This window comes from Bradyrhizobium sp. JHI2711, assembly GCF_056156565.1.
The window spans coordinates 1,654,459-1,670,168 of sequence record NZ_JBPZPT010000002.1 but is presented as its reverse complement, the minus strand read 5'-3'; the positions used below and the strand labels follow the sequence as shown (position 1 = coordinate 1,670,168).

General features: G+C 64.8%; 17 protein-coding genes. 6 read left to right on the top strand and 11 right to left on the bottom strand.

Annotated elements, in window-relative coordinates; genetic code table 11:
* Positions 1 to 3 precede the first annotated feature (3 nt).
* The 10 genes from flgG to motA form a co-directional block, all read right to left on the bottom strand.
* Complete coding sequence (gene flgG / locus ACTEK7_RS20425) at positions 4 to 792, bottom strand: flagellar basal-body rod protein FlgG (RefSeq protein WP_036006992.1); 789 nt, start codon at positions 790 to 792, stop codon at positions 4 to 6.
* An 18-nt stretch (positions 793 to 810) separates the two neighbouring features.
* Positions 811 to 1,140: a flagellar hook-basal body complex protein FliE gene (fliE, locus tag ACTEK7_RS20420; RefSeq protein WP_036006990.1), complete on the bottom strand. Its 330-nt coding sequence runs from the start codon at positions 1,138 to 1,140 to the stop codon at positions 811 to 813.
* Between the two features lie 2 nt (positions 1,141 to 1,142).
* Positions 1,143 to 1,559 (bottom strand): flagellar basal body rod protein FlgC, encoded by a 417-nt coding sequence (flgC, locus tag ACTEK7_RS20415; protein WP_036006988.1) that lies wholly within the window; start codon positions 1,557 to 1,559, stop codon positions 1,143 to 1,145.
* A gap of 11 nt (positions 1,560 to 1,570) precedes the next feature.
* On the bottom strand, positions 1,571 to 1,972 hold the full coding sequence (flgB, locus tag ACTEK7_RS20410) for a flagellar basal body rod protein FlgB (protein WP_225146808.1): 402 nt from the start codon (positions 1,970 to 1,972) through the stop codon (positions 1,571 to 1,573).
* A 64-nt stretch (positions 1,973 to 2,036) separates the two neighbouring features.
* A complete protein-coding gene (gene flhB, locus ACTEK7_RS20405; protein WP_036027429.1) occupies positions 2,037 to 3,122 on the bottom strand; it encodes a flagellar biosynthesis protein FlhB in 1,086 nt (361 codons plus the stop codon).
* Between the two features lie 13 nt (positions 3,123 to 3,135).
* Entirely contained in the window at positions 3,136 to 4,176 is a 1,041-nt protein-coding gene (locus tag ACTEK7_RS20400; RefSeq protein ID WP_036027431.1) for a flagellar motor switch protein FliG, read from the bottom strand.
* Positions 4,177 to 4,178: 2 nt separating this feature from the next.
* A complete protein-coding gene (gene fliN, locus ACTEK7_RS20395) occupies positions 4,179 to 4,553 on the bottom strand; it encodes a flagellar motor switch protein FliN (RefSeq protein ID WP_036006979.1) in 375 nt (124 codons plus the stop codon).
* Between the two features lie 76 nt (positions 4,554 to 4,629).
* Positions 4,630 to 4,944, bottom strand: coding sequence for a hypothetical protein (locus tag ACTEK7_RS20390; RefSeq protein WP_036006976.1), 315 nt, complete (start codon positions 4,942 to 4,944; stop codon positions 4,630 to 4,632).
* Positions 4,925 to 5,866, bottom strand: coding sequence for a flagellar motor switch protein FliM (locus ACTEK7_RS20385; protein WP_036006973.1), 942 nt, complete (start codon positions 5,864 to 5,866; stop codon positions 4,925 to 4,927). The genes ACTEK7_RS20390 and ACTEK7_RS20385 overlap by 20 nt, the downstream gene beginning before the upstream one ends.
* Positions 5,863 to 6,759: a flagellar motor stator protein MotA gene (gene motA, locus ACTEK7_RS20380; protein WP_036006971.1), complete on the bottom strand. Its 897-nt coding sequence runs from the start codon at positions 6,757 to 6,759 to the stop codon at positions 5,863 to 5,865. Before motA ends, ACTEK7_RS20385 begins: the two co-directional genes overlap by 4 nt.
* 143 nt (positions 6,760 to 6,902) lie before the next feature.
* Here motA and ACTEK7_RS20375 point away from each other — a divergent pair, with 143 nt between their 5' ends.
* The 5 genes from ACTEK7_RS20375 to ACTEK7_RS20355 all read left to right on the top strand — a co-directional run bounded on the left by ACTEK7_RS20375 (position 6,903) and on the right by ACTEK7_RS20355 (position 13,329).
* A complete protein-coding gene (locus tag ACTEK7_RS20375) occupies positions 6,903 to 7,691 on the top strand; it encodes a DUF1217 domain-containing protein (RefSeq protein WP_036006968.1) in 789 nt (262 codons plus the stop codon).
* Between the two features lie 3 nt (positions 7,692 to 7,694).
* Complete coding sequence (flgF, locus tag ACTEK7_RS20370; RefSeq protein ID WP_036027436.1) at positions 7,695 to 8,423, top strand: flagellar basal-body rod protein FlgF; 729 nt, start codon at positions 7,695 to 7,697, stop codon at positions 8,421 to 8,423.
* A 40-nt stretch (positions 8,424 to 8,463) separates the two neighbouring features.
* Positions 8,464 to 9,789, top strand: coding sequence for a flagellar protein export ATPase FliI (gene fliI, locus ACTEK7_RS20365; protein WP_225146807.1), 1,326 nt, complete (start codon positions 8,464 to 8,466; stop codon positions 9,787 to 9,789).
* 814 nt (positions 9,790 to 10,603) lie between these two features.
* Positions 10,604 to 11,239: a MarR family winged helix-turn-helix transcriptional regulator gene (locus ACTEK7_RS20360; RefSeq protein WP_036006959.1), complete on the top strand. Its 636-nt coding sequence runs from the start codon at positions 10,604 to 10,606 to the stop codon at positions 11,237 to 11,239.
* A gap of 1,025 nt (positions 11,240 to 12,264) precedes the next feature.
* A complete protein-coding gene (locus tag ACTEK7_RS20355) occupies positions 12,265 to 13,329 on the top strand; it encodes a ketopantoate reductase family protein (protein WP_036006955.1) in 1,065 nt (354 codons plus the stop codon).
* Positions 13,330 to 13,351: 22 nt separating this feature from the next.
* Here the strand turns inward: ACTEK7_RS20355 and ACTEK7_RS20350 are convergent, their stop codons facing one another.
* Positions 13,352 to 13,936, bottom strand: a complete 585-nt coding sequence (locus ACTEK7_RS20350) for a LysE family translocator (RefSeq protein ID WP_128263913.1) — start codon at positions 13,934 to 13,936, stop codon at positions 13,352 to 13,354.
* Between the two features lie 240 nt (positions 13,937 to 14,176).
* On the opposite strand from ACTEK7_RS20350, the gene ACTEK7_RS20345 reads away from it, so the two are divergent.
* Positions 14,177 to 15,691, top strand: a complete 1,515-nt coding sequence (locus ACTEK7_RS20345) for a helicase HerA domain-containing protein (RefSeq protein ID WP_225146806.1) — start codon at positions 14,177 to 14,179, stop codon at positions 15,689 to 15,691.
* Positions 15,692 to 15,710 lie beyond the last annotated feature (19 nt).

Below are 15,710 nucleotides of genomic sequence, written 5' to 3'. Positions count from 1 at the left end.
GAACTAGCGCATGCCCTTCGAGACCGTCTGGGCCATTTCATCCGAGGCCTGGATGACCTTGGCATTCATTTCGTAGGCACGCTGGGCCGAGATCAACTCGGTGATTTCCTTGACCGGGTCGACGTTCGAGGCTTCGAGCCATTTCTGGTTGATCTTGCCATAGCCGGCATCGCCCGGCAGACCGACGACCGGCGTGCCGGACGCCGTGGTCTCCTTGTAGAGATTGCTGCCCAGCGGCTCGAGACCCGCTTCGTTAGCGAAGTTGGCGAGGTTGAGCTGGCCGATCTGCCGCGGATTCACTTCCGTGTCGAGCTTGGCAAACACCTGGCCGGTCTGGTTGACCGTGACCTCGACCGTCCCCTGCGGGATGGTGATCGCGGGATCCAGCAGGTAACCGTCGATCGTGACCAGCTGAGCGTTGGCGTTGACGTTGAACGAGCCCGCACGGGTGTATTGCACCTCGTTGTTGGGGCCGAGCACCTGAAACCAGCCACGTCCGTTGATCGCGAGATCATAGGGATTGCCGGTCTGCGTCAGCGCGCCCTGGATGTGCAGCTTGCGGATCGCCGCCGACTTGACGCCGAGGCCGAGATTGGCACCTTCCGGAATCGGCGAGGAGCCGTTGGTGTTCGCGACGCCCTGCATGCGGTCCATCTGGTAGAACAGATCGGTGAACTCCGCGCGCGCCCGCTTGTAGGAGGTCGAGTTGATGTTGGCGATGTTGTTCGCGATGACTTCGATGTTGGTCTGCTGGGCGTTCATGCCCGTGGCCGCAATGGCGAGCGATTTCACTGGTCCCACTCCTTCAGATCAAATCGACATCCGAACGACTTCCTGGTAGGCCTGGACGACCTTGTCGCGAACCGCGACCGCCGTCTGCAGGGCCTGCTCGGCCGACATCAGCGCCTCCACGACGCGGCGCGTCGATTCCTTGCCCTGCATTGCCGAGATCGATGCCGCCTCGCCCGCCTTCAGCGTCCCGATCGCATCCGACGTCACCTGCTTCATCACCGATTCGAAGCCAACGTCGTCACTGGTCTGGATCGCGGTGGTCGCCGCCGGCGAGACGGCCTGCGTCTCGGTCGCACGGCTCGCGGCTTGCCCTGCGGAAATCGCGGTGGATGAAATCGCCTCAAGCATGGTCAACTCCTCAAGAGATCGATGGTCATGCCGAGCATGGACCTCACCTGCTTCACGACCTGGAGATTGGCCTCATAGGAGCGGTTGACCTCCCGCATGTCGGCCATCTCGATCATCATGTTCACGTTCGGCAGCTTGACGTAGCCCGCCTTGTCGGCGGCGGGATGCCCCGGATCGTATTCCACCCGGTAAGGCGTGGTGTCGACCCCGATCTCCTTGACCTTCGCGAGCTGCGCGCCCGAGGCGCGATCCATCGCCGCATCGAAGGTGATGGTCTTGCGCTGATACGGATCGGCGCCGGCGGCGCGCCCCGTCGAGGTGGCGTTCGCGAGATTCTCCGAGACGATGCGCATGCGCGTCGACTGCGCTTCGAGCCCGGAGCTTGCGACCGTCAGCGAGGCGCTCAATGAGTCCAGCATGTCAAATCACCTCAGGCCTTTGCACTCGACAGCACCATGCGGTGAAACGACCGCACGATCGCCGCGTTCATCGAATAGTCGCGATTGACGTCACTGCCCTTGATCATTTCCTGCTCGAGGCTGACGGAGTTGCCGGAGTGAACCACTTCCCAGCTGTCCTTCTTCGCCGTCGCCCGCGTGTCGGTCTCGGCTGCGGCCAATTGCATGTGCGAAGGCGACGTCGTCGCGAACCTCACCGGCATGCCGTCGAGCACCTTGCTGAACGGCTCGACGTCGCGCGCCCGGAATCCCGGCGTGTTGGCGTTGGCGACGTTGGTGGCGATGGTCGACTGACGCAGCTCGAGATAGCGCGCCTGCGACGATGCGAGTTCGAAGAGATAAAGCGGTCCCACGACGGCCCCATTCTGATCCATTCGGGACGAGCCTAGGGCGTTAAGCTTTCGTCAAGCTGTTGCGCGAAGTACCATCCTCGGAAATCTATCGGACGTTCTCGGGCCGTGGCGCCTGCTTGGATTGGAGGAAGTAGATGATCTCGGCAACGGGCCGGAAGAATTCCGCCGGAATCACCTGATCGACCTGGACTGCCTCGTAGAGCGCGCGCGCCAGCGCCTTGTTTTCGATGACGGGGATTCGGTTCTGCTCGGCAATCTCGCGGATCTTCAGCGCGATCACGTCCATGCCCTTGGCCACGACCAGCGGCGCGGCGTTTTCCTCGCGCTTGTAGCGCAGCGCGATCGCGAAGTGCGTCGGATTGGCAATCACCAGCGTCGCGCGCGAGGCCGAGGCGATCATGCGCTGGCGCGAACGGTCGCGCGCCAGCGAGCGCAGGCGCGCCTTGATCAGGGGATCGCCTTCCGCCTGCTTGTGCTCGTCCTTGATCTCCTGCTTGGTCATGCGCAGCTCGCGCCGCCAGTGGAAGCGCGCCCAGGCGAGATCGATCGCCACCAGCACGATGGTGGCGATGCAGATCGCCGAGACGATGCGCATCGCGATGTTGAGGATCATCTCCGGCAGCGCGACCGGGTCGGTGTACATGGCCTCGAACGCCCTCGCTTCGGACGCGCGCAGCACGAAGGCGACCACGGCGGTCACCGCGGCGAGCTTGAACAACGACTTGGCGAACTCGATCAGGCCCTGCGTCCCGAACAACCGCTTCCAGCCGCTGACTGGAGAGATTCGCGACATGTCAGGCTTGATCCGCTCGAGCACCAGGCGCGGCGCGTTCTGCAGCAGCGAGGCCGCGAGCCCGAACACCACCAGGATGACCACCAAGGGCACCAGGAACCGCAGCGCCTGCAGGCCGACCACGGTGAGCAGGTTCTGCGCGTCCGCACCGGTCGAGAGCGGGAAGCCCTCGGGATCGTCGAGCAGGCTCTTCAGCGTCGGCGTCAATTGCTGCACGCCCTGGCCGATCAGGAATGCCTGGATCACCATCAGCGCGGCCATCGAGGCGAAAATGGAGGCCTCCCGAGAGACCGGAATCTTGCCCTGTTCGAGCGCATCGCGGACTTTCTTCTCGGTCGGCTCTTCTGTCTTGCTCTCCTGATCGGATGTTTCTGCCATGCCCGTTCAGCGGTCAGCGGAAGACCAGCCCATCCTCCTGCTCGGGGTTGAGCTCGATTTCGCCCTTCTCCGCGAGGTCGAGTGCAAGGTCGGTGATCACACGGCGCGCCTCGAGCACGTCGCGCTGGTTCGACGGCTCGCCGATCGCGAGCTCGGCCTCGACGACGCGGCGGACGCGCGAGGCGACCGCGGACAGGATCACCTCGCGGAAATGCTTGTCGGTGCCCTTCAGTGCGACCACGATGCGGTCGGTCGGAACCTGGTCGAAGATCATGGTGCGCGCCTTCGGCGCCAGGTTGATGACGTCGTCGAAGGTGAACAACAGCTCCTTTAGCACCTCGGCCGACTTCGGACGCTTCTCCGACAGGCTCTTCAGGATGTCCTCGATGTGGCCGCGCTCCATCTTGTTGATGATGTCGGCGACGCGGGCGTAGGTGTCGGCGCCGAGGTTGCGGGCGAAATTCAGCGTCAGATCTTCGTGCAGCGTCTTCTCGAGGACCTTCATCGCGTCATCAACGATCGGCTTGAGGCTGAGCACGCGCCGCATCAACTCGTTGCGCAGACTCGACGGCAGCTGGCTCATGACCTTGGCGGCGCAGGACGGCTTGACTTTGGACAGGATGAGCGCCGCGGTCTGCGGATGCTCCTTGGACAGGTAGGTGGCCAGCGAATTTTCCGACACCGACGAGACGCGGTCCCACACAGAGCGGCTCGAATTGCCGAGTAGGTCCGTCATGATCGCCGAAACCTGATCGGCCGGAAGCACGTCGCCGAGCACCGCTTCCAGGCCACCGAGGGTGCCGAGAATGTTCGCGCCCATCGAGAACTGCTGGGCGAACTCCTCGACGATCCCCTCGAGCTCCTGCGCGGTGATCGGCCGCAGCTCCGCCGCCGCCTTGGTGACGATGCGGATCTCCTGCGGCTCGAACTGCTGAAGCACGCTCGCCGCCGCCTGCCGGCCCATGGCCAGCAGGAGCGCGGCGACCTTTTCCGTGCCGCCCAGCGTGGTAACGCCTCGCTGCTTGACGGGAGCGATGCCGACCGGTGCCGCCATGGTCAGGTATCACCCTGCCCCAGCGGTCCGACGATCTCCGTGAGTGAGACGCCGAAGCGGGAATTGTCCTCTTCGACGACGACCACCTCGCCGCGGGCGACGATGCGGCCGTTGACGACGACGTCGACGGGCTCCCCGACCCGGTGATCGAGCGGAACCACCGCGCCGCGTCCGAGCTTCATCAGGTTCGCCACCGGAATGGTCGCCGATCCCAGCACCACCTGCATGGTGACGGGAATGCGCAAGATGGCGTCGACATTGGCGAACTTGCCGGTCTCCTCGGCCGTGCGCTGGGCGATCTCGGCCAGGCGTTCCAGCGGTGACGTCTCGGTCTCAGCCGATGCAGGTGCAGACTCGTAGTCGAATGATTGCGCCATATGGTATCGCCTCTTGGTACTTCCGCTGCCGGAGCGCCGTGGCGTTCCGGCCGTATTGCTCTGCCGGTGCCGGCATTCAGTGCTTGTTCAGCTCGGCGGTCGCGGCCGTCGCCGCGGGTGCGAGCCCGCTGCGCGCATCGAGCGCTGCGATCGCCTCGTGAGCCTGGTCGATCTTCGTGCTCAGCACGTTGGCGAGGCGTCCGAGATTCGCCGTGGAATCGTGCGCCGCGGTGATGACCGTGTCGAAGGCACCCGCGGTCTCGTGCATGATGGTTGAGAATTCGCCCTGATAGCTGCGCAGCCGCGCCAGCTCGCGATGCATCCTGGTCACCCGCAGGCTGGTGAAGGCGAGCGCAACCAGCAGCACGATATCAACGAGATAGGATATCATCGACGAACTCCCGCTTCTGATCGACGGGATCTGCCACCTGCATGGCGTAATAGCCGTCGAGCTGGCCGATCTGACACCAGAACAACACCTGATTGTTGCTTTCGAGACGGGCCAGCGTGCGCGGCGTGGCCTCGAGCTCGAGCACCTGCCCGACCTCGAACTTCACGACGTCGCCGAGCGTCACCATCTTCTCGTCGAGGACGGCGCTGAGGGTCACCTCGGTCCGCTGCACCTCGCTTTCCATCTGTTCGCGCCAGCGTGGGTCGGCGGCGCGACCGTCGCTGACGACCACGTGAGCGAGCTTCTGACGCAGCGGGTTGAGCGCGGAGTGCGGAATGATCAGGAACATCTGACCGCCGCGGTAGAGTGCCTGCACCATCATGTTCGCGCAGATCGACATGTTGCTGGCGCGTCCGATCGCCAGCGACGCCATCGCGGTCTCGACACGCTCGACGCGGAAGGTGACGTTGGACGTTCCGGCGAAGGCGCCTTGCAGCGCCTTGGCGAACCGCTCGAACAGCGCCTGGACCAGCCGTATCTCAATGTTCGAGAACGTCCGTTCGACGTCAAGCGGCGGTTCCGCTCCGTCAGAGCCGAACATCGCCTCGACCATCGTGAATACGAAGTCGCGGTCGAGCATGATAATGACGCGCGAATCCCACTGCTCGGCATAGAGCACGGCCGCGACCGCGTTGCCCTCGTAGTCCTTGATGATGTCGCCGAGCGGATCGTTGGTGATGCCGTTGACCGAGAAATAGCAGGGCGTTCCGGCCATCGGCTGCAGGCTGTCGGTGCACGATGCCGCCATGCGATCGAAGATCACATTGAGCATCGGCATACGCTCGATCGATATGCCGGCAGCGTCCAGCAGGTAGTTCGGCAGCTGCTTGCGCTGGTCGACTTCTGCGTCTTCCATCATCATGCGCGCGCCGCCTTGGGTTCAGCGTCGGCAGCGACGGGCTTGGGACCTGCGATCGTCTCGTTTTCGACGACGTCGATCGAGGGACGCTCGCTGCTGGAGATCATCTTGCGGCCGTGCTCGACGGCGATCTGCGGCATGGCACCGTTCATGAATGCCAGCAGCGTCTGCTTGACGATGATGTAGGGCCGACACTTCTTCTCGCGCGTCATCTTGATCTTGATCGCGAAGGGCGAAAGCACGCCATAGGACAGGAAGATGCCTGCGAAGGTGCCTACCAGGGCTGCACCGATAAAGCCGCCCAATAGCTTCGGCGACTGGTCGAGCGCGCCCATCGCCTTGATGACGCCAAGCACGGCGGCGACGATGCCGAGCGCCGGCAGCGCCTCGGACACCGTCACCAGCGCATGATAGGGCGCCAGCTTGCCTTTCACGATGGTATGGATCTCCTCGTCCATCAGCGCCTCGATCTCGTGCGTGCGCGCATTGCCCATGATGATCAGGCGGACATAGTCGCAGATGAACTGGAGCAGCGAGGGATCTCCGAGCACGCTGGGGAACGCCTTGAAGATTTCGGAGGAGGCGGGATCGTCGATATGCGCCTCGACTTCGTTGCGCCCCTTGCCACGCAGCTCGCGCATCAGAGCGTGGAGCGCGCCGAGCAGGTCAAGGTAGTAGCGCTGGCCGGGCACCGCGCCGGTGATGGCCTGCATGCAGGCGACGCCCGTGTCCACCACCGTCTTCCATGGATTGGCCACGATAAAGGTGCCGACCGCGGTTCCCATGATGATCACGAACTCCCACGGCTGCATGAGCACGGCCAGGTGCCCGCCCATGGCGGCAAAGCCGCCGAGCAGCGCCGCTACCGTGATGAAAATCCCCACGAAACTGCCCAACGCGCCGCTCCATCGCCGATCCCACCTGGAATACCTAGTCGGCGACGCTTGCGCGAAGCTGGCTTCGAGGTCGCCAGCCCCGCGCAAGCAATTGGCGGCAGCTTGAAGCGGGGTCGCGACCTGCGGCCAGAGGGGCGCGTGTCATGCTATCCACCATCGCGGACTACACCAGGCTGACCAAGGACATGGGCAAGTCGCTGACGCAGGTCGCGAAGCAGCCGGACGTCAGCCGCGACACCGACTATTTCCTCGGCCATATCGGCAAAGTGAAGACCATCGACGATTTCCTGAAGGACTATCGTCTCTATTCCTATGCGATGAAGGCCTATGGCCTCAGCGACATGACCTACGCCAAGGCGTTCATGCGCAAGGTGCTGACCGAGGGGGTCACGAGCAAGGACGCCTTCGCCAACAAGCTGACCGACACCCGCTACCGGCAATTCGCGACCGCCTTCAATTTCGCCGCACTCGGCGACAAGGCGACCCAGACCGCCGCGGCCACGACCGGCACCGCGACCCAGTACGTCACGCAGACGATGGAGGAAAAGGCCGGCGATCAGAACGAAGGCCTGCGTTTGGCGCTGTATTTCACCCGCAAGGCTTCCACGATCACGACCGCCTACCAGATCCTGGCCGACAAGGCGCTGACGCAGGTGGTGCAGACCGCGCTCGGCCTGCCGTCGACGATCAGCGCGGCGAACATCGACGCCCAGGCCAAGATGATCGCGGACAAGATCAAGCTCACCGACTTCCAGGATCCCGCCAAGGTGACCAAGTTCGTGCAGCGCTTTGCGGCGATGTGGGATGCGACCCAGGCCCGGAACGACAGCTCGACCAATCCCGCGCTGGTCCTGATCGCCGGCGCCGCGACGTCGGTCAGCATGGATACCAACGTGCTCACGACGCTTCAGAACATCAAGTTCAACAGGTAAGTCATGCAATCGGCTCTCTATGTGGGATTGTCGGCGCAGGTCGCCCTCGAAAAGCGCCTCCAGACGATCGCCAACAACGTCGCCAACGTCAACACGGCCGCGTTCCGCACCGACGTGGTGAAGTTCGAGACCGTGCTGTCCAAGGCCGGTCCGACGCCGGTGGCGTTCTCCTCGCCCGGCGACAACATCATCTCGCGCGAGATGGGCAACATTACCGAGAGCGGCAACCCGCTGGACGTCGCCGTGGTCGGCCAGGGCTGGATCGCCTTCGCCGGTCCGAACGGCACGGTCTACACGCGCGACGGCCGGCTCCAGATCGCCCCCAACGGCGATCTTCAGACCGTGAGCGGCTTTCCGATCGTCGATTCCGGGGGCGCGCAGATCACGCTCGACCCGAACGGCGGACCGATCTCGATCGCGCGCAGCGGCGCGATCATCCAGGACAACAACGAGATCGGCACCATCGGCCTGTTCAGCATTCCGGCCGACGCCAATCTCGAACGCTACGGCAATTCAGGCGTGACGCCCGACCGGCCTGCGACCGCCATCGCGGACTTCTCCCGGGACGGCTTCAAGCAGGGCTATGTCGAAGGCTCCGGCGCCAATCCGATGCTCGAACTGACGCGGCTGATCTCGGCATCGCGCGCTTTCGATGGCACCAACTCGATGATCGAGGGCACCGAGAGCTCGCTGCAGAACGCGATCCGGACCCTCGGCGAACCCGGCAAGTAGATTGCGCGCCAAGCGCGCAGGATGAGGTTGGACGGTTTCCTTGAACGCTCTTCGGCAACTCGAGTGGGCGCTGCTGGAGCTTCAGCAGAGCACTCCCCTGGCAAGCGTCAGTGGCGCGATCTCCGAGATCGCGCCGACGCATTTCCGCGTCTCCGGCCTGTCGCGCTTCGTCAGGCTCGGCGAGCTCATCGGCGTCGATTGCGGCGGTAAGCGCCAGATCGGCGAGGTGGTGCGGATCGACAGCGACGGCATCATCGCCAAGCCGTTCGACCGGCAATTTGGCGGCGGGCTCGGCTCGGCGGCCTACCGGATGCCGCCGCTGTCCTTCGCGCCCGATCCGAGCTGGAAGGGCCGCGTCATCAACGCTCTCGGCGCGCCGCTGGACGGACAGGGGCCGCTCACGCAAGGGGCGCAGGCGGTCTCGGCGGAGGCGGAGGCGCCGTCGGCCATGAAGCGTGCGCGCGTGCACAAGCCGCTGCGCACCGGCGTACGCGTCATCGACCTGTTCGCGCCGGTCTGCGCCGGCCAGCGCGTCGGCATCTTTGCCGGATCGGGCGTCGGCAAATCGACGCTGCTCGCGATGCTCGCCCGCAGCCAGGGCTTCGATACGGTCGTGCTGGCCCTGGTCGGCGAGCGCGGCCGCGAGGTGCGCGAGTTCATCGAGGACGTGCTGGGCAACGACCGTCATCGCGCTGTCACAATCGTCTCGACGGGCGACGAAAGCCCGATGATGCGGCGACTGGCGCCGAAGACGGCGATGGCGGTCGCCGAATATTTCCGCGACCGCGGCGAATCGGTCCTGCTGATGGTGGATTCGATCACCCGTTTTGCCCACGCCGCCCGCGAGGTCGCGCTCGCCGCCGGCGAGCCCGCGGTGGCGCGCGGCTACGCGCCGACGGTCTTCACCGATCTGCCGCGCCTGCTCGAGCGCGCCGGTCCGGGCGAGGAGGGATCCGGCACCATCACCGGGATCTTCTCCGTGCTGGTCGACGGCGACGATCACAACGAGCCGATCGCCGACACCATCCGCGGCACGCTCGATGGGCACATCGTGCTCTCAAGGCACATCGCCGACCAGGCGCGCTATCCGGCCGTCGATGTTCTGGCCTCGGTCTCCCGCCTCGCCCACAACGTCTGGGACCCCGAGGAGCGCGAATTGGTGAGCAAGCTGCGCGCCATGATCGCGAAATACGAGGACACGCGCGACCTTCGCCTGATGGGCGGCTATCAGCCGGGACGTGATTCGGGCCTCGACCAGGCGGTCGAGATGGTTCCGCGAATCTACAACGCGATGCGACAGGGCGCATCGGCCCCGCCGAGCGCCGATCCGTTCCGCGAGCTTCGGGACATGCTCAAGGGCGACTGACGGGTGGAGAGGGTGAGGCGCCTGCCGTCCGCCCTGCCCGTGGTTTTCGACAAGAGATTGCGCATGTCGCTACGCTTCCAGCGCATGCGCGTGCACACCGGCTCACCCATTTTCGTCGTGAGCGAATTCGCCGCTCGGGTGTGCACGAGCTGGCAAGCGCTGTGCAAGCAATCGAAGAGTCTATTCTGCAAACACGACGGGAACAACCGCCGCGTGCAATTCCAATGAGTTCCCTCGACGATTCCGCGGCAGAACGCACAAGTTGTGGATGACGTGCCGCCAAACGTCATCGTGATGCACAAGCTTCGATCAGTTTGCATCAACGCAAGACAACAACGCGCGTGCAATCAAACTCTCACAATATCGAGTGCATATTACTCGCCGCGCCATGTATTGCGTTCACCATCATGTGTCCCGAACAACGAGATTGCCCTTGAACGTTACATTCGCCTGCGACGACATCCAGCCTGTGAGAGGGTCTCTACTTGATTTTGTTGAGAAGCTCATCCATCGTTTTGGTTGAGTATAAGAAACGTCTGCTTGTGACTTGAACTTTGGGGGCTTCGGTTGAGCTACTCCGATCCACCGTTTGCCGGCGACGGCAACCCGAGCTCCCGCGCGACGACCACGCCGTTGGCATGCCATCAGCGATACGGCTTCTCGCTGCGGACGATGCGACGCTCATCGGCCGAGGTCGGGCGCGGTGCGATCCGCGCCATTGTGCGAGAGTTCGACAGGGCATGCTCGTCTGACACTCAGGGCGCAAAGCGGCTTCGGGACGCCGCAGACGAAGTTCCGGGGACGAGGTAGATTCATGCCATTGGCGCGGGAAGCCGTCGAGCTGCTGGTTCAGGCGGCGCGGGCTTGGTATTTCGAAGGCAATCAGCATGGATTGCGCGATCGGGAATGGATGGCGCTGCGCTTTCTCGGGCGCGCCAACAGGTTTTCGCGCACGCCGTCCGCACTGGCCGGCTTCATCGGCGCCACACGCGCGACGGCGTCGCAGATCGTGAAGACTCTGGAGAGCAAGTCGTTCCTGGTGCGAAAGCCGTCGCATGAGGACAAGCGTTCCGTCGTCCTGCACGTCACGCCGCAGGGCGAGAAATGCCTGAGCCAGCACGACCCGATCAATCACGTGGTCAACGCGGTGACGTCGCTCGGGACCGAGGAGTGCATCAGGCTGCGCGACTCTCTCCGCGAGATCCTCAATCACCTCGATGCTGCCCATCAGCGGCTCGAAGCGAGCATCTGCCGGGACTGCATGTTTCTCGCAGAGCGCGGGCCGGGCACCGGTAAGGGGCGTGGAAACGCCGAATTCATGTGCCGGCTCTATCGTGCTCCGATCTCGCTCGAGGAGACCGAGCTGCTCTGCACCAGCTTCGAGCGCACGCGTGACCGCCCCAAGATCGAGCAGCATCTCGACCGCGAGCGCATGGCGAGCCAGGGCTGAGGCCGCCAAGAAGCGGCGCTCCATCAACGTCATTGCGAGCGAAGCGAAGCAATGACGGAGTATGAGGCGATAGCTCGCTCTCCGAGTGACGGCTGTCATTCCCCGCGAAGGCGGGGAATCCAGTACGCCGCGGCCTCTGCATTGAACAACTGTCGTCTCGGAGTACTGGATCGCCCGGTCAAGCCGGGCGATGACAGCGAGTGTGTGGTCGCAGACGTGCATATTCATTCTCGCGACTGATTTCGCCCGAGCTTTGCCTGGTCACTCCACCCTCTTGAGCCAAGAGGGCGCAGGGAAGACCGGGTGCTGACATCGCACCCGCGGTCCGCTGCGCAAAACGCACACGCAGAAAACCGCACAGCAGCATACAGGTGGTGCCAATCACTCGGCCTTCCCTGCGCGATGGTCGGACGGCTTATGCCGTGCTCTCCCGGGAGCCGAGTTCCTTCTGGCCTCCCTCACCCTCGCAAAAGTCACCGGCACCGCGCCGGTTGACGCCAATGCCGCATTCGCGAGAGCTTGACCGTAGCAACGACGGCCAGGACCACACGGTTTTGCCGTACGCACGGCCCGCCATTTCGCCGCAGTTTTCCCTGGCACCGTCGACAGCGCCGGAAACTTACAGACGAGACGAGACCTAGCAGCGCCGTTCGTCCGCGCGCGGCCGCGAGCTCACCGGGGACTACCCTCCCTGCCCGCTACCTTTCGCGCCCGACGCTGCCGCGTCCACCGCAAGCCCGGCTCGCGACAATAGACGACCTCATGATCGCCCCTCGAGATTGAGCCGGGATGACCGACACATACGACAAATCCGAATTTCGGTAAAGAAGAATATCTTTGCTTCACGGGATTGACACGAGGCCGAAACAGGCCGCCAGGCTGGCCCTCGAACCCGCAGGGACCAGACGCACCCTTGTATGCATTATCCCAGTTGCCATTCCCCTGCGCTTCGCTTTACATGCCCCCAACTGTCCCGCGGAACGGCCGGGGCTGAAAAATCATGCAAATTGCCAAGGGGACGGAGCATGGCGCGCAACATATTGATTCTTGGGGCTTCTTACGGCTCCCTGCTGGGCACGAAGCTGCTCATGGCCGGCCACAACGTGACCCTGGTCTGCCGTGCCAAGACAGCGGAGCTGATCAACCGCGACGGTACCGAGGTGCGCATCAAGCTACGCGACGAGGCGGTGCACCGGGCGATCTTCTCCCGCAACCTCCCTGGCAAGCTCGACGCGGTGACGCCGGCCAATGTCGACCTCTCCCGCTACGATCTGGTCGGCCTCGCGATGCAGGAGCCGCAATACACCAACCACACGGTGCGCGTCCTCATGGTCAAGATTGCCGCGGCGAAGCTGCCGTGCCTGTCGATCATGAACATGCCGCCCCTGCCCTACCTGAAGCGGATTCCGGCACTCGCCGACATGGATCTCGAGGAGGCCTACACCAATGCGCAGGTGTGGGAGCGGTTTGAGCCCGGGCTGGTGACGCTGTGCTCGCCCGACCCGCAGGCCTTCCGGCCGCCGGAAGAGGCCGCCAACGTGCTGCATGTCGGCCTGCCCACCAACTTCAAGGCGTCGGTCTTCGCCGACGAGAAGCACAACAAGCTGCTGCGCGAGCTGGAGGCCGACATCGACGCGGTGACGCTCGACGGCCACGACGTGCCGGTGAAGCTGAAAGTGTTCGATTCCCTGTTCGTGCCGCTGGCGAAATGGTCGATGCTGCTGACCGGCAATTACCGCTGCATCACGCCGAACGAGCCGCAGTCGATCCGCGACGCCGTGCACGGCGATCTCAATCGTTCGCAGACAATCTACGACCATGTCGATGCGATCGCCCGCCGCCTCGGCGCCGATCCGCAGGACCAGGTGCCGTTCGCGAAGTACGCCAAGGCCGCGGAGAGCCTGCTCAAGCCGTCATCGGCGGCGCGCGCGGTCGCGAGCGGTGCGCCCTTCATCGAACGCGTCGACCTGCTGGTGAAGCTGATCTCGCATCAGCTCGGCGTGCCCAACGCCGAGATCGACCGCACCGTCGACACCGTGGACCAGAAGCTGAACGAGAAGATCGTGCAGGGCGGCTCCGGCGCGCAGTAGCGCCGCTCCCACCGAGGTCCGCTCAGGCAACCAGGAAGGATTGCAGCCAGATCAGGCCGGTCACGGCGACCAGCGTAACCGCGCCGGTGCGCGTGACGAGGTCAGGGCGCCCGAGGCGACGGGCGCCGCGGCCGAGCGTTGCGCCGAGAATGATCCACGCGGCGCCGGCGGTGAGAATCTGCAGCGCGATCACGCCGAGCCACGGCAGCAGTTCGAGCGGCCCGGCCCCAAGCGGCAGCAGCAGGAACGCGAAGACCAGTGCTTTCGGGTTGAGCAGCGTCGTCAGCAACACCTGGCCGAAAGTCACCGCAGCGCCGTCGCGCAGCTCACGCGTATTGACGCGCCAGAGCATGACGGCGAGGCACAGGATGTAGATGGTCACGGCGACGCGGAGCAGCAGCGCCGCAATCGGGATGTCGCTGATGATTGGACCGAGCGCCAGCCGCAGCACCGCGATCGCCAGCAGATAGCCGCACAGTTCCGCCGCAAGCAGATGAAGGGAGCGCGAGATGCCCGCTCCGGCCCCCGATGTCGCCAGCAGGGTGTTGGTCGGCCCCGGCACCGCCAGCAGGAAATAGGTCGCCGTGAAGAAGGTCAGAAAGGTCATACTGCCAGATAGCAGCTCTCGAACCCGTCGATCTTGATCTGCGTCATTTGGCCGAGCGATGGCGGTCTGCACCATCTTCCCCGAGCCGAGGCCTTTCGGCACCGGGTTCCTGCCGCTCACGGCGGATGCTTTCCGGTTTTGGCGTGGGCAACACCACCTGATTCGCGCTGGAGCGCTCGACGCGCCGCGGCTGGATTGATAAGCCGCTGTCCGCGAATGACGGGACTTTGAGTCGGGGACATGACGGTTGCGATCGAGATGGGGCAGACCACGGCAGGCGCCGCGGCCGCCATGGACCTCGAGGAACTGCTGGCGACCCGTCTCCTGGTGCAGGGCAATTCGGGCTCCGGCAAGTCGCATCTGCTGCGGCGGCTGCTGGAACAGAGCGCACCCTGGGTGCAGCAGGCCATCATCGATCCCGAGGGCGACTTCGTCACGCTGGCCGAGCGCTTCGGCCATCTGGTGATCGAGGCCGAGGATCACACCGAGCGCGGCCTCCAGGTCGCGGGCGAGCGCGCGCGGCTGCATCGCGTCTCCACCGTGCTCAATCTCGAAGGGCTGGATGCCGAGAACCAGATGCGGCGCGCGGCTGCCTTCCTCGGCGGGATGTTCGACGTCGACCGCGATCATTGGTACCCGATGCTGGTGGTCGTGGACGAGGCGCAGCTGTTTGCGCCGGCGGTGGCGGGCGAAGTCTCGGACGAAGCACGCAAGCTCTCGCTCGGCGCCATGACCAATCTGATGTGCCGCGGCCGCAAGCGCGGGCTTGCCGGCATCATCGCAACCCAGCGCCTGGCCAAGCTCGCCAAGAACGTCGCGGCCGAAGCCTCGAACTTCCTGATGGGGCGGACCTTCCTCGACATCGACATGGCCCGCGCCGCCGACCTGCTCGGCATGGAGCGGCGGCAGGCGGAAGCCTTCCGCGATCTCGAGCGCGGTCAGTTCATGGCGCTGGGACCTGCGTTGTCGCGCCGGCCGCTGCGCCTCAACATCGGCCCGACCGAGACCAGCCCGCGCAATTCGACACCGCGGCTGATGCCGCTGCCGGAAGCCACGCTTGAAGATGCCCGCGCGGTCATCCTCGCCGCACCGCCGCCCGATGCCAGCCGGCCGCAGCGACGGCCGGCGCCGGATCTGCTCGAGCAGCTTCGCGCGGCGAAGGCCGCCCCGGTGCCGGAGATTCGGGCCGAAGTGGTCGAGGCTCCCGTCAGTGCCGAAGAGCTCGCCGAGCGGCGCGAGCGCGTGGATCGCACGCTGCGTGCCGTGATGGCCGAGCCCGATGCCGGCTTCCGCGCCATCGGCGTGCTCTATCAGGAGTTCGTGGTCCGCTGCCGCATCGAGGGGTTAGGGGCGGCGGTGCCCGATCTCAACGAATTCCGGCGCATGCTCACGCATGCGCGCGCTGGCCTCGGTGCAGACATCGCTGATGACGATGCCTGGCAGGACGTCTCGTTGCGCGCATCCATTTTGCCCGACGACATGCAGGGCGTCTTCATGATGATCGCGCGCGCGGCGAAGGAGGGCTGGCCCTGCCCCGGCGATGCCGCGATCGCCCGCGCCTACGGCTCGCATTCGCTGCGAAGGGCGCAGCGGCTGCTCGGCTATATGGAGGAGCAGGGCCTCATCGTGGTGCAGCTCGACGGCGGCGGACGGAGGATCGTGACGCTGGTGGAGCTGGCCTGGGCAACCGCGCCGGGCGATCCCAACGGGGATGATCAGCCCGCGGAGCAGGTCGCAAGCGTGGCGTCGGCTTGATCGGTACTACGAATGAGAT

Bases quoted from the DNA above. Each gene is read 5' to 3' on its own strand.
- ACTEK7_RS20390 (WP_036006976.1), bottom strand. From the start codon at position 4,944: ATGATATCCTATCTCGTTGATATCGTGCTGCTGGTTGCGCTCGCCTTC.
- flgC (WP_036006988.1), bottom strand. From the start codon at position 1,559: ATGCTGGACTCATTGAGCGCCTCGCTGACGGTCGCAAGCTCCGGGCTC.
- ACTEK7_RS20350 (WP_128263913.1), bottom strand. From the start codon at position 13,936: ATGACCTTTCTGACCTTCTTCACGGCGACCTATTTCCTGCTGGCGGTG.
- flgF (WP_036027436.1), top strand. From the start codon at position 7,695: ATGCAATCGGCTCTCTATGTGGGATTGTCGGCGCAGGTCGCCCTCGAA.
- ACTEK7_RS20360 (WP_036006959.1), top strand. From the start codon at position 10,604: ATGCCATTGGCGCGGGAAGCCGTCGAGCTGCTGGTTCAGGCGGCGCGG.
- ACTEK7_RS20375 (WP_036006968.1), top strand. From the start codon at position 6,903: ATGCTATCCACCATCGCGGACTACACCAGGCTGACCAAGGACATGGGC.
- ACTEK7_RS20345 (WP_225146806.1), top strand. From the start codon at position 14,177: ATGACGGTTGCGATCGAGATGGGGCAGACCACGGCAGGCGCCGCGGCC.
- ACTEK7_RS20355 (WP_036006955.1), top strand. From the start codon at position 12,265: ATGGCGCGCAACATATTGATTCTTGGGGCTTCTTACGGCTCCCTGCTG.
- fliE (WP_036006990.1), bottom strand. From the start codon at position 1,140: ATGCTTGAGGCGATTTCATCCACCGCGATTTCCGCAGGGCAAGCCGCG.
- ACTEK7_RS20400 (WP_036027431.1), bottom strand. From the start codon at position 4,176: ATGGCGGCACCGGTCGGCATCGCTCCCGTCAAGCAGCGAGGCGTTACC.
- fliN (WP_036006979.1), bottom strand. From the start codon at position 4,553: ATGGCGCAATCATTCGACTACGAGTCTGCACCTGCATCGGCTGAGACC.
- flhB (WP_036027429.1), bottom strand. From the start codon at position 3,122: ATGGCAGAAACATCCGATCAGGAGAGCAAGACAGAAGAGCCGACCGAG.
- ACTEK7_RS20385 (WP_036006973.1), bottom strand. From the start codon at position 5,866: ATGATGATGGAAGACGCAGAAGTCGACCAGCGCAAGCAGCTGCCGAAC.
- flgB (WP_225146808.1), bottom strand. From the start codon at position 1,972: ATGGATCAGAATGGGGCCGTCGTGGGACCGCTTTATCTCTTCGAACTC.